The organism is Iodobacter arcticus, assembly GCF_042664895.1.
Taxonomy (GTDB): Bacteria; Pseudomonadota; Gammaproteobacteria; order Burkholderiales; family Chitinibacteraceae; genus Iodobacter; species Iodobacter arcticus.
This window is the reverse complement of sequence record NZ_JBHTBQ010000047.1, coordinates 15,153-27,759: the sequence shown is the minus strand read 5'-3', so window position 1 is coordinate 27,759 and position 12,607 is coordinate 15,153. Positions and strand designations below refer to the sequence as shown.

14 protein-coding genes are annotated in these 12,607 nt (G+C 50.9%); 9 read left to right on the top strand and 5 right to left on the bottom strand.

The genetic code is table 11. The features are described 5' to 3' along the window. The 3 genes from ACFQNF_RS20625 (at position 1) to ACFQNF_RS20615 (ending at position 2,426) form a co-directional block, all read left to right on the top strand. Positions 1–480, top strand: coding sequence for a type II secretion system protein (locus ACFQNF_RS20625; protein WP_380190266.1), 480 nt, complete (start codon positions 1–3; stop codon positions 478–480). A 175-nt stretch (positions 481–655) separates the two neighbouring features. After that, positions 656–1,300: a glutathione S-transferase gene (locus ACFQNF_RS20620; protein WP_380190264.1), complete on the top strand. Its 645-nt coding sequence runs from the start codon at positions 656–658 to the stop codon at positions 1,298–1,300. Between the two features lie 76 nt (positions 1,301–1,376). Next, positions 1,377–2,426, top strand: a complete 1,050-nt coding sequence (locus tag ACFQNF_RS20615) for a LacI family DNA-binding transcriptional regulator (RefSeq protein WP_380190262.1) — start codon at positions 1,377–1,379, stop codon at positions 2,424–2,426. Positions 2,427–2,774: 348 nt separating this feature from the next. Here the strand turns inward: ACFQNF_RS20615 and ACFQNF_RS20610 are convergent, their stop codons facing one another. Beyond that, positions 2,775–3,404 carry a glutathione S-transferase N-terminal domain-containing protein gene (locus ACFQNF_RS20610; RefSeq protein WP_380190260.1) on the bottom strand — a complete coding sequence of 210 codons (630 nt, stop codon included), beginning with the start codon at positions 3,402–3,404 and terminating at the stop codon, positions 2,775–2,777. A 125-nt stretch (positions 3,405–3,529) separates the two neighbouring features. After that, complete coding sequence (locus tag ACFQNF_RS20605; protein ID WP_380190258.1) at positions 3,530–3,739, bottom strand: tautomerase family protein; 210 nt, start codon at positions 3,737–3,739, stop codon at positions 3,530–3,532. A 189-nt stretch (positions 3,740–3,928) separates the two neighbouring features. Between ACFQNF_RS20605 and mutL the strand changes: the two genes are divergently transcribed. The 5 genes from mutL (at position 3,929) to miaA (ending at position 8,762) form a co-directional block, all read left to right on the top strand. After that, positions 3,929–5,878 carry a DNA mismatch repair endonuclease MutL gene (gene mutL / locus ACFQNF_RS20600; RefSeq protein WP_380190256.1) on the top strand — a complete coding sequence of 650 codons (1,950 nt, stop codon included), beginning with the start codon at positions 3,929–3,931 and terminating at the stop codon, positions 5,876–5,878. A gap of 247 nt (positions 5,879–6,125) precedes the next feature. Then, on the top strand, positions 6,126–6,371 hold the full coding sequence (locus ACFQNF_RS20595; RefSeq protein ID WP_380190254.1) for an AbrB/MazE/SpoVT family DNA-binding domain-containing protein: 246 nt from the start codon (positions 6,126–6,128) through the stop codon (positions 6,369–6,371). After that, the gene (locus ACFQNF_RS20590) at positions 6,372–6,710 is read left to right on the top strand and encodes a type II toxin-antitoxin system PemK/MazF family toxin (protein WP_380190252.1); all 339 of its coding nucleotides are present in this window, start codon (positions 6,372–6,374) and stop codon (positions 6,708–6,710) included. Between the two features lie 115 nt (positions 6,711–6,825). Then, a complete protein-coding gene (locus ACFQNF_RS20585; protein WP_380190251.1) occupies positions 6,826–7,593 on the top strand; it encodes a hypothetical protein in 768 nt (255 codons plus the stop codon). A 233-nt stretch (positions 7,594–7,826) separates the two neighbouring features. Beyond that, positions 7,827–8,762 (top strand): tRNA (adenosine(37)-N6)-dimethylallyltransferase MiaA, encoded by a 936-nt coding sequence (gene miaA, locus ACFQNF_RS20580; protein WP_380190249.1) that lies wholly within the window; start codon positions 7,827–7,829, stop codon positions 8,760–8,762. Here the strand turns inward: miaA and ACFQNF_RS20575 are convergent. The 3 genes from ACFQNF_RS20575 to ACFQNF_RS20565 form a co-directional block, all read right to left on the bottom strand. Continuing rightward, entirely contained in the window at positions 8,759–9,220 is a 462-nt protein-coding gene (locus tag ACFQNF_RS20575) for an MgtC/SapB family protein (RefSeq protein ID WP_380190247.1), read from the bottom strand. The two genes, miaA and ACFQNF_RS20575, sit on opposite strands and share 4 nt — an antisense overlap. A 56-nt stretch (positions 9,221–9,276) precedes the next feature. Next, positions 9,277–9,951 carry a MarC family NAAT transporter gene (locus ACFQNF_RS20570; protein WP_380190245.1) on the bottom strand — a complete coding sequence of 225 codons (675 nt, stop codon included), beginning with the start codon at positions 9,949–9,951 and terminating at the stop codon, positions 9,277–9,279. 76 nt (positions 9,952–10,027) lie between these two features. Beyond that, positions 10,028–11,278 (bottom strand): 6-phosphofructokinase, encoded by a 1,251-nt coding sequence (locus ACFQNF_RS20565; protein WP_380190244.1) that lies wholly within the window; start codon positions 11,276–11,278, stop codon positions 10,028–10,030. A gap of 226 nt (positions 11,279–11,504) precedes the next feature. Between ACFQNF_RS20565 and ACFQNF_RS20560 the strand changes: the two genes are divergently transcribed. Next, the gene (locus ACFQNF_RS20560; protein WP_380190242.1) at positions 11,505–12,599 is read left to right on the top strand and encodes an HD domain-containing phosphohydrolase; all 1,095 of its coding nucleotides are present in this window, start codon (positions 11,505–11,507) and stop codon (positions 12,597–12,599) included. Positions 12,600–12,607: the final 8 nt, after the last annotated feature.

Below are 12,607 nucleotides of genomic sequence, written 5' to 3'. Positions count from 1 at the left end.
GTGCCATATTCTAAGAAACAATCAGGCTTTGCTTACGCATGGGCGCTGATGGCCGTGTTGATCATGGGCATTTACCTCGCCCAAGTCGGCGAAGCATGGCAAAACCGTGCCCAGCGCGCAAAAGAAGAAGAACTGCTGCGCGTAGGTGCTGAAATCCGCCGGGGCATCAAGCTCTATAGTGAGCAAAATATGATGCAAGGCACGCAATACCCCAAAACACTAGAAGAACTGGTGCTTGATCCACGCACCCCTGCGCCAAGACGCTTTATCCGCAAAGCCTATAAAGACCCCATGACAGGGGAAGACTGGGCCTATATCACAGCTCCCGGTGGTGGCTTTATGGGCGTGTATAGCAAAGCCGCTGGCAAGCCCTTAAAGCAACACCGCTTCCCCGGCGACTTTGCCAGCTTTGCCAACCAGAATACTTATCAAGACTGGAAATTTGCCAATTGGCCCAATGGCAAGGCACTAAAAAAGTAAAACGCAAAGGTAATAGCGAGTTAATTTAACGAAAAGATATGTGAAATACAGCAAAACTTGGCCCTTTAGTAGTCAATCCGTCTTTCATCCGGCAAGCTGCTCACATCTGGCAAGCTGTGACTCCACAAACAGCCTGCAATCTGTATCATCACGCCAAAATATTAAATCTAATTCTATGCTACCTATTCTTTATTCCTTCCGCCGTTGCCCTTACGCCATGCGTGCCAGAATGGCCATTCAATATTCTGGTATTCAAGTTGAATTACGCGAAATTGTGCTGCGTAATAAACCTGCCGCATTACTCCACGCCTCGCCCAAAGGCACGGTGCCTGTCTTAGTATTAAATAACGGACAAGTAATAGAGCAAAGCCGCGAAATTATGCATTGGGCATTAGAGCAGCACGATCCACAGCAATGGCTTTGCAAAGAGAATGAAGCTTTAAGTAAGCAGATTGCAGAATTGATCAACCATAATGATCAGATATTTAAAATTCATCTTGATCAATATAAATATGCAGACCGCTACCCCGCCCACCCTCAAGAATATTATCGCAGCCAAGGCGAGCTCTTTTTACACGATTTAGAAACACGGCTGGCGCAGACTTCTTTTTTACTGCTTCATCAAATATGCCTGGCGGATATTGCGATATTTCCGTTTATTCGCCAATTTGCCAGCGTTGATCCGGAATGGTTTGACACCGCCCCCTACCCAAAGCTAAAGCAATGGCTGGCTTTTTTATGTAACAGTGCTGATTACCAAAGCGTGATGCAAAAATTTTCTGTGTGGCAATCCGGTGATCTGCCTTTTATTTTTCCCTAAATCACAAATACGCAATCCAAGCTGCTGTTTTTTCGGTAACCTTGCGACTTGAATGTGCATTAGAAACTGAGTCATTGTGAGCCAATTTATACGCCTAACAATGGATGACATTGCCCGTCTGGCTAATGTATCCAAAACCACGGCTAGCCTCGTACTAAATGGACGCTCTGCAGAATACCGCATTGCAGAATCCACCAAGGAGCGCGTGCTGGCGATTGCCCGCGAGCATCATTTTCAACCCTCGCAGTCGGCCAAAACACTAAGATCGCGCAAAAGCGGCACTTTAGGTTTGCTCGTGCCCGAGCTAAGCAACTTTGCCCACGCCAGCCTCGCGCAAGCTTTAGAACCACTATGCAGGGAGGCCGGCTATCAACTACTCGTAATGAGCAGTAATGAGCAAGCGGCGATGGAAACAGCTGGCATCGAGCATCTGCTCACCCGCCAGGTAGATGGCCTGATTGTGGTGCCTTGCAGCAGCGATGCCACACAATATTTAAAATGGTCTCTGCGCCTGCCGCTGGTCTTTGTCGATCGCCACATCAAAGACTGCCCAATTCCATTTGTTGTCACCGATGCCATCGATGCTGTCACATCCCTCGTCGTGCAAACCACCAAGGGTGGCAGCAAGGAAGTGGTGTATTTAGGCGGACAAGCCGATTTATCCCCAAGCCAAGATCGCCTTGCGGGCTATCGTAAAGGCCTTGAATTAAGCGGTGTGGCAGAACAAGAACACTGGGTCTGGCAAAGAGATTACCTGCGCCCATCGGGTTACAGCATGATGGCAGAATGCTATGAGCGCCTTGGCCACTATCCCGACAGCCTGTTCACCGGCTCGCTCACCCTACTGGAAGGTGCGCTGGCCTATATCAACGAAAAACAAAATGGCATGCCCAAGCATTTAATGACTTTTGACGATCATAATCTGCTCAACTGCCTGCCTTGGGGTATTCAATCCGTCGTGCAAGACAGCCAGCAACTCGCCAGCGAAAGCCTTGCCCGAGTGTTAAAACTGATGCAAGGTGAAGCGGTAGATTCGATCTGGGTTCCGGCAAGCTTGCATCAGCGCTTAGACACAACACGGAGCGAGCAAGCTCCCCCGCTTAACATCACCTGCGCGGCCAACTGACCGGCAGCCCCCCAGCCTTGATAAAAGCCCACTTCTTGTATAATGCCGTTCACTTAAGGTATTGGTTTTGCTTCCCCCTTAGAAAAAGGGGGATTGAGGGGGATTTGCCTTGAGTTTTTTGCTTATTTTAAGCCCAACATCAACTGCAAATCCCCCCTAGCCCCCCTTTACAAAGGGGGGAACTCAAACAAAACCGCTTAAGTGAACGGCATTACACTTCTCGTGGGCTTTTTTACCTGCAGCACCCCAACTCTGCACCGTGCTATGTTTAAAGCGCTCCTGAATCAAACACAGCACAGAAAATATTTAATCAAAAAATAAGGGAACAAATGCCCCCTTTAGAATTAATTAGTCAATTTCTTTCGCCAAAGCATAAGCCCGCTGCACGGCTGGCCGCTCTGAGAGGGTATTAAACCAGCGTTTTAAGGCAGGGAAATCATCCAGATTTTGCCCTTGCTGAGCATAGGGCACAATCCACGGATAGCAGGCCATATCGGCGATTGAATATTCACCTGCAATAAAATCTTTATCGGCCAGATGTTTATTCAGTACCGAATAAAGCCTTGTGGTTTCGGTGCTATAGCGATTAATTGCATAGGGGATTTTTTCTGGGGCGTAGAGCGAGAAATGATGGTTCTGCCCTGCCATTGGGCCTAAGCCGCCCATTTGCCAGAATAACCACTGCTGCATGATTTGCTTAGCACGAAAATCCACGGGCATAAATTGGCCGGTTTTCTCCGCTAAATAAAGCAGAATCGCTCCCGATTCAAATAGCGCAATTTCTTCGCCGCCATCGGCCGGATCATGATCCACAATCGCGGGGATACGGTTATTTGGAGCGATGCGCAAAAAATCTGGCGCAAATTGCTCGCCCTTACCAATATTGATAGGGTGGACGCGATAATCCAAACCCGATTCTTCCAAGAAAATTCTAACTTTATGGCCGTTTGGCGTAGTCCAGTAATATAAATCGAGCATTGATTATCCAGAGGCAAGGGTTTTATGGAAAAACCGTCATCCCCGAGTGCTTTTATCGGGGATCCAGCAGCGCAGTTGGATCCCCGCCCAAGGCAAGCGGGAATGACGAGGGTTTGTAGTAAAGCCTAACTCCCTTTCGCCAACCCCCTTAATTGCGTCACACTTTTACCTGCGTGGCCCCAGTTATCGGTATCTACCTCATCAATAATCACAAAGGTAGTTGCCGGGTCTTTGTTTAAAACACGCACTAACACATCGGTCACGCCTGCAATCACTTCGGCTTTTTGCTCAGCCGTCGCGCCATCGCGCGTAATTTGAATATTTACTACGGGCATAGTGATTCCTTTCAATGAATGAAGTAGGTTCTAAATAGATCAGGGCACTCCGTAAAATTGCAACGCCCAGCTCAGGCATACAGCAAAATCCAGCTCAGGCATACAGCAAAATCCAGCTTGTAATCATGCCAAAGGCTTACAAGGCATACACAGGTATAATCGGCTCTCACTCTATTACCGCCTGCTCCTATGCCCCGTATTCAGCAACTGCCCGATCATCTAATCAACCAAATTGCCGCTGGCGAAGTGGTTGAGCGCCCTGCTTCTGCATTAAAAGAATTACTGGAAAACAGCCTTGATGCAGGCAGCCAGAATCTCAGCATCGAACTACTGGCAGGCGGCACCAAGCTGATTAAGGTGATTGACGATGGCTGCGGCATTGCCAAAGATGAGCTGCCGCTCGCGCTGCACCGCCATGCCACCAGCAAAATTCGTGATCTGGACGATTTGCAAAAAGTGGCCACGCTGGGTTTTAGGGGTGAAGGGCTGGCGAGTATTGCTTCTGTTTCTAGGCTTACGCTGAGCAGCCGCGAGCAAGGATCAGATTACGCATGGCGGGTAGATGCAGATAATGGTCATGTCAGCGAGCCAGAGCCTACCTCGCTCAGCCAAGGCAGTACCATTGAGATTCACGAGCTTTACTACCAAGTGCCTGCACGGCGTAAGTTTTTAAAATCAGAATCCACCGAATTCGCTCATTGCAGCGATATGGTGCAGCGCTTGGCGCTGGCCAACCCCGGTGTGCAATTTACGCTCAGCCATAATGGTCGCGCCCAGTTGCGCCTGTTGGCGGGCGATTTGGCCAAACGTGCGGCGGCGATTTTAGGCGATGCTTTTGTGGCATCCGGCGTGCAAGTTGATGAGGGCTTCGGTGGGCTACGGCTATGGGGCATTACCGGCTCGCCCACGCTGGGGAAATCAAGCCGCGATGCGCAGTATTTCTTTGTAAATGGCCGCTTTGTTAGGGATAAAGTGGTGCAACACGCCCTGCGTGAAGCCTACCGCGATGTATTGCACCACGACAAACACGCGGCATATTGCTTGTTTTTAGAGCTGGATCCTGAAGGCGTGGATGTCAACGTTCACCCCACCAAGATCGAAGTACGCTTTAGGGAATCGCAAGCGATTTACCGCTTTATGCTCACCAGCCTGAAAAAAGCGCTGGCTGGAACACGCGCTGGCACCGTGCCGGCGGGGATTGACCCTGAAACCGGCGAAATCGCCGCGCCAGACTCTAGTGTCATGGCCCCCGCCCCCGCGATGACGCCTAAAAATTACGCCGAGATGGCATATAAACAGGGAAATTTCCAGCCGCAGCCGCGTGTGCAAGCGCCGATGGCTTTTTATGACACGATGTTTGCAGATTTAAAGCGGGCACCGGGGGAAGCAAGCGCAAGTGACTCAAGCAGCTGGACACCAGAACCCACGCCTTCATTCAGTAACGATTCTCAAGAACGTAAATTCGCCCCAGCCGTTCCGGCCGGAGCACTGATGCCCGCCGCTGCAATCTCCCCCGCTGCCACAGCGCCTTCCCGCGCTAGCGATTCGGAAACCGTGCCGCCGCTAGGCTTTGCACTCGGCCAGCTGCACGGCATCTATATCCTTGCGCAAAATGCCGAAGGGCTGATCGTGGTAGATATGCACGCCGCGCACGAGCGAGTGGTGTACGAGCAGCTGAAAAACGCGCTCGATCTGCATCAAATGCCCACCCAACCGCTGTTGATCCCGCATGTTTTTGCGGCCGATAAACACGATGTGGCCACGGTTGAAGATCACGCAGAAACACTAGAGGCAATTGGTTTTGAGATCTCGGTGCAATCCCCCACCCAGCTCGCCATCCGCTCCCTACCCATGCTGCTGAAAGACGCAAACCCCATCGAGCTGGCGCAAGCCGTGCTCAAAGATATCCGCATGGTTGGCGCGAGTGAAGTGCTGGCAGGCAGACAAAATGAGCTGCTCGCCACCATGGCCTGCCACGGCTCGGTGCGCGCCAACCGCAGCCTCACCATCACCGAAATGAACGCGCTCTTACGCCAAATGGAAGCCACCGAACGTAGCGGTCAATGCAACCACGGCCGCCCAACTTGGTTCCGAATGACGCTCAATGAATTAGATAAAATGTTTATGCGTGGGCAGTAGGGTGTGCGTAATAAGCCATACCAAAACCCAAACCTTAAACCACGGAGAAAAATGAGAACACGGAGGGCCACGGAGAAAAGCATCATAAATATGATTCTCTCCGTGCAACTCTGAACTCTCTAGGTTCAAGATTTTGGTTTTATACCTCACTCAAATATCCATCCAGCAGGCTGAAACCAGCAAAAAGTTTTACTTTTGTATAACTATATGTTTTACTTTAGTAAAACAAGTCCACAAGGAGAAGGTGATGGGAACTGCTGCTTTACGTCGCTCCGGCGGCTCGCTGATCATGGTAATTCCTCCTGCTTATGCTGAGCAAAATCAGCTAGTGGCCGGTGATTCTGTACGCTTTAAAATTGAAGGCCAGCGCCTAACGGTCGAGCCTAAGCGCCAGCGTTTTGATGCTGCGCAGCTGCTGGCCGAAACCCCTGCTGAATTTATGAGCATGCCTGAATGGGATACGCTTCCCCCTGTAGGGCAGGAGATTTGGTAAATGTTTGATCCCGGCGATATTATCCATCTCGACTTTGATCCCGCTGCCGGACAGGAAATGAAAGGCCCACACTTCGCCTTGGTGTTATCTATTCGAGCGTTTAATCTATCAGGGCTGGTCGTGGTTTGTCCTGTAACGCAAGGTCAGCAACCCATGGCACGAAGCGCTGGCTTTGCGGTTTCCCTGATGGGCTGCGGCTCTGAAACACAGGGCGTTGTGTTAAGCCACCAAGCTAAAACACTGGATTGGCGAGCACGCAGGGCCAGCCGCAAGGAAAGTGTGCCAGATGATATTTTGCAAGACGTACTTGATCGATATCGCTCTATTTTTCCCGAATAAACATGACCAGCAATATATCCATGGCACATAAAACCCCGTGACCTCAAGGATTCAAAATTTTGCTTATGTAACATCTTTTTCATCTCTGACACCCCTGCATTCAAAACGAGCCCCTATGCCCTCCAGTGCCCTGTTGGTTAAACTTTTTGCCGCTCCGCTGCTTATCGGCGCGGCCAGCCTTGCTGGCCGGCGCTGGGGACCGCAGATTGCGGGTTTGCTGGGCGGCTTGCCGCTAGTGGCGATTCCGATTGTGCTGGCGCTATGGCTGGAATACGGGTCTGAGTATGCAATCAAAGTAGCGGGGGCCGCATCGGCGGGGCTTTGGGCCAATGTGGTGTATATGCTGGTATTGGCCCATGCCAGCCGCTACTTTTCATGGCAGGGCACCATCCTGTGTGGCTGGGCAGCTTATTTGCTCACGGCTTTGATTTTGGTCTGGAGCGGCCTTGCTCTATCCCCCATTGCCGGCATCAGCGTACTGGCGGGGCTATGGATTGCGATTTACTTTATTCCTAGACCAGAGGCTATCAATAGCTCATCGCTACCCAAGATCGAGCTTTATGCCCGCATGGTGGCGGCGCTGTTGCTGGTGTTGGCGCTTTCTAGCCTCTCTTTACTCTTAGGCAGCACCATGACGGGCGTATTAGCTGGCTTTCCTGTTGCCGCTACGGTGATTCCTGCATTTACGCTGGCCAATGCGGGCCGCAATGCACTATTACTGCAATTACGCGGCTTTTTAATGGGGCTAACGGGGTTTAGCATGTTCTTCTTGGTCTGGACACCAATGGCAAGCCATATCGGCCTGCTGGCCTTTATTCCCGCCGTAATTACCGCGCTTGCTACCGGCATGCTGGTCAAATTTTTAAGTCATCGTTTTCATTGAAAACACAAAAACCTAAAGTCTATAGACACAGAGAACACTAAGTTTAAAAGCAGGACACTGAGAAAACCGTAGGGTGGGTGCAACCCGCCGTTTTTTGTCGTATTTCATAGCAAAGTCTGGCGGGTTTCACCCGCCCTACAAAAGCGGCATTACATCTTTGCTTTCCTCCGTGTTTCAATATTTGGGTTTCCCCAAGCCGTATTCATTTTCAATTTTTATAAAGTCACATCGCCATGCCGCATTCTTCCCCCGCCATTTTCTTAATGGGCCCTACCGCCAGTGGCAAGACCGCTAGTGCGATTCATTTGCTGGAAAGCGGCTTGCCGGTGGAGTTGATTTCGGTTGATTCGGCGCTGGTATTTAAAGATATGGATATCGGTAGTGCTAAGCCAAGTGCGGATGAGCTAGCCCGTGCGCCGCATCATTTGATCGATATTATTTCGCCGGAAGAAGCCTATTCTGCCGCGCAATTTCGGCGTGATGCGCTGGCTTTAATAGCCGATATTACAGCGCGTGGCAAGGTGCCGGTGCTGGTGGGCGGCACTATGCTGTATTACAACACCTTGCAACACGGCATTCATGAATTACCGCAAGCTGATGCGGTGCTGCGGGCGAAAATCCATGAAGAAGCTGCGCTGATCGGCTGGCCAGCCATGCACGCCAAACTGGCCGCCATCGACCCGATCACCGCCGAGCGGCTAAAGCCCGCCGATGCACAGCGCATCGAGCGCGCTTTAGAAGTGTGCCTACTCACCTGCAAAAAGATGTCAGATTTACTCGCCGAGCCAGCCAGTGGCGCACTGCCCTATCGCCTGCTTAAAATCGCCCTACTGCCGCAAGACAGAAAATGGCTGCACGACCGCATTGCGCTGCGCTTTGATCAAATGCTGGAGCTGGGTCTGCTCGATGAAGTGAGCCGCTTGCGGGCAAAATATGATTTATCACTTGAGCTGCCTTCGATGCGCTGCGTGGGCTATCGGCAGGCTTGGGAATATCAGGATGGCTTGGTGGATTATCCAACCATGCGCGAAAAAGGCATCGCCGCCACCCGCCAGCTCGCTAAACGCCAGCTGACTTGGATGCGGGGAATGGATGATTTGCTAGAGATTAATTGCCAAGAAGGCGATTTGGCAGAGCGGGTAAAGGCAGCCGTTGCGGCTTGGCTTTAATGTGGCGATTTATCATCACGCCAGCGCTGCATTCGTCTTTCGGCCCAGCGCTCTAATGGCCCACCCAGATTAATTACCAGCAGCGCTAAAATCACTACAAATACGGCAATATCCACGTAGCCAGCACCACAGGCCAAACCGATCGCCGCCGTAAGCCAGATTGATGCGGCGGAGGTCAGGCCCTCCACCATATTATCGCTGCGATGCACAATCAAGCCCGCTCCCAAAAAGCCGATACCCGTAATCAAGCCTTGGGCCACACGGCTAAAGGCTTGGGCATCGTCATGGCTGATCACGCCATTTAAGGCAATCATCAGCGCCGCGCCCAAGGAGACCAAGGCATGGGTGCGTACACCGGCTGGCTTTTTATGCATAAAACGATTAATGCCAATCAGTCCGCCCAAAAACACGGCCAAAATCAAGCGCAAAAAAATATCAAAATCTAAAAGCATCCTCATAAAACTTCACCGCCACTGATTGAGTAAGCCAGATACCAAGATAAAGCATACAGCGCTTAACGCGGCATAAAGCTTGCGTCGTGCAGCAATTCTCCCACGCCATTAATAAAAAACTGCACACCAATACAAATCAGCATAAAACCCATAATTCTCGATATGGCACTAATGCCTTCATCCCCAAGCACTGCAAATAAACGGCTAGAAGCGCGTAAGGTGAGCCAGCAGATAAACGCGGTGGCGGCAATGCCGAGTATCAAGAGAAAATAGCCAGCCAAAACGGGAATATGCCTTTGCGAATGCAAGGTAGAAGACATTGAAATCACCACCGCAATCGAGCCCGGCCCTGCCATCGAAGGCATGGCGAGCGGGGTAAAAGCAATTTCACGTCTGGCGCCTAGCTCTGGCTCATCGTCAATTTTTGGTTGAGAAGCAGGAAACAACATCCTGAACCCCAAATAAATCACCACCATCCCGCCTGCAATACGTAAGCCTGGAATAGAGATATTAAAGAAATCCATAATCAAGCCCCCCGCCATCAAGAAGGTGATTAAGATTCCTGCCATATAGTAGCAAGCCAGTTTGACCTGCTGCTTTCGCTCTATATCAGATAAATGCACTGATATCCCAGGCAAAATAGCAGCGGTGGAAAGGGGATTAATAATCGGTAGCAAAGCCGTGACCGTAGTCAGGATGTAAGACAGGTACTCCAGTACCAAGCGAAATAAGGTCATCTTGTCCACGCAAAAAAGGGAAGCGTACACTTGAACAGTGCCCTTCCCTTTTATTTAGATCAAGAATAGAGAAAGTTTACGCCGCCGTATTAAACGCCTCTAGCTTGGCCTCTACTAGGGAAAAATTCCACACTGGGTAAGCTGGCAAGCCATTTGCGTAGGGTGGAATCGCCTCGCCCATAATCAAAGGTGCAAAATAGGTGCGCGCTGCTGGCGTGATATGAAAGCCATCGGCGCGGATATATTCAGCAGGCAGGTGCTTCTCGTGATTCGCTACTTCTTCCAGCTTCACCGAGCCTATCGTCCAAGCATAAGGCGCGTCACTGGTGCGAACGATGGTAGGCATCACGCCACGCTCACCGGCCAGTGCAAACTTCACGGCGGCAGTGCCGACGGCCATGGCTTGATCCACATCGGTTTGAGACGCCATATGGCGCGCGGCACGTTGTAGATAATCAGAGACTGCCCAATGGCATTTATGGCCTTGAGCCGTTTTAATCAGCTGCGCCAAGTAAGGCGCTACACCGCCCAGCTGCGCATGACCAAAAGCATCGGTGCCACCCGCTTCGGCAACAAATTTGCCTTCAGCATTTTTAATCCCTTCCGCAGCCACAATCACGCAGTAGCCTTCACGGGCAATGGTTTCTTCAACGGCAGCAAGGAAAGTCGCCGCGTTAAATGTGACTTCCGGCAGCAAAATCAGGTGCGGTGGCAAGTTGCCTTCACCAGATGCAAGGCCGCTACTTGCCGCAATCCAGCCAGTGTGTCGCCCCATGACTTCCATAATAAATACTTTGGTGCTGGAGCTGCACATCGACGCCACATCCATACCCGCTTCGCGAATCGATGTACCCACATATTTAGCCACCGAGCCAAAGCCTGGCGAGCAATCAGAGTGCGGCAAATCGTTATCAATGGTTTTAGGCACGTGAATCGCGGTGAGATCGTAACCAAGATATTCGGCGTGCGCGGCAATTTTTAAGCAGGTATCCGCAGAATCGCCACCGCCGTTATAAAACAGATAGCCGATATCGTGCGCAGCAAACACTTCAAACAAACGGGTCAGCTCGCGGCCAAAGCGCAGCTTATGGCGGCAAGAGCCAAATGCACCGCCAGGGGACGCGGCCAGCGCGGCTAAATCGGCCTCGCTCATACATGCGGTATCAATCAGCTCTTCGGCCAACACACCTAATACCCCACTTTTGGCAGCAAACACACGGCCAATCTGATCTGGATGAGCACGAGCAGCCGCAATGACCGCAGCGGCGGATGCATTAATCACAGGGGTTACACCACCCGATTGGGCGTAAAGCGCGTTTCTGGCCATGAGCGTTTCCAAAAGATAAATTCTAAGCGCGTATTTTGCGCGTTGCAGCATGTTTAGTCATCGGGGCTTTTTGCATTAGGGTTTTTCAGCATGGCAAAAACGCAACGCCAGCTGCCTTATTAAAATGCCGAAGAGCGGCTAAGCGCTACGAGAGGCAAAAAACTCACCATCTTTTCTCTTCTGATAAATCTATACTGCAAATCAGCGCCTTTTCAATGGTGGCCGTATGTTTAATGAAAGCAATTACACGATATTAGTTGTTGATGATCTAGCTGAAAATTTACTAGTAATTAGCAATTTGCTTTCTCCACACTACCGTGTGCTTGCTGCACCATCGGGTGAGAGATGCCTGCGCATCCTTGCCACCCAAGCTTTACCCAGCTTAATTTTGCTGGATGTCATGATGCCGGGCATTGATGGCTATAGCGTACTCAAGCAGCTACAGGCCATGCCAGAAACACGGGATATTCCCGTCATTTTGCTTACCGCTCTGGCTGATACAGGCAGCGAGGAGCTGGGCTTGCAGCTGGGTGCCGTCGATTACATCATTAAGCCGATTAAACCCAACATTGTATTGGCAAGAGTGCGCACCCAGCTGGAAGCCAAACAGGCACGCAGCTGGCTTAAAAATCAAAATGCGGCGCTAGAAGCAGAGATTTCACGCCGTATGGCTGAAAATGAGATTACCCAGCAAGTGAGCATCCGCGCGCTCGCCCATCTTGCCGAAACCCGCGATCCTGAAACGGGCAACCATATTCTTCGCACACAAAGCTATGTGTACTTATTAGCGCTCAAGCTGCAAGAACACCCGCGCTTTGCCGAAACCTTAACCCCACGCTATATCAATTTACTCAGCCGCTCAGCTCCACTGCACGATATTGGCAAGGTAGGGATTCCTGATTATATTTTGCTCAAGCCCGGCAGCCTAAGCGCAGAAGAATGGCTAATCATGAAAACCCACGCCCAACTGGGTAGCGAGGCCATTGAACAAGCTGAACGCGATATCGAGCAGCCCGTCGCTTTTCTTACTTTAGCGAAAGAAATTGCCCACTGGCATCATGAAAAATGGAATGGCAGCGGCTACCCAGATGGATTAGCGGGCGATGATATTCCACTCTCGGCACGGCTGATGGCGCTGGCAGATGTATTTGATGCGCTGATTTGCCGCAGAGTTTACAAGCAAGCACTGCCTTATGAGGAGGCTAGGTTGATGATTAAATCGGGGAGTGGCAAGCATTTTGATCCTGATATCGTGCAGGCTTTTCTTGATCACTTTCCAGAATTTACCGCCATTGCAGATCGTTATACAGACTGTGTCTAGGATACAGC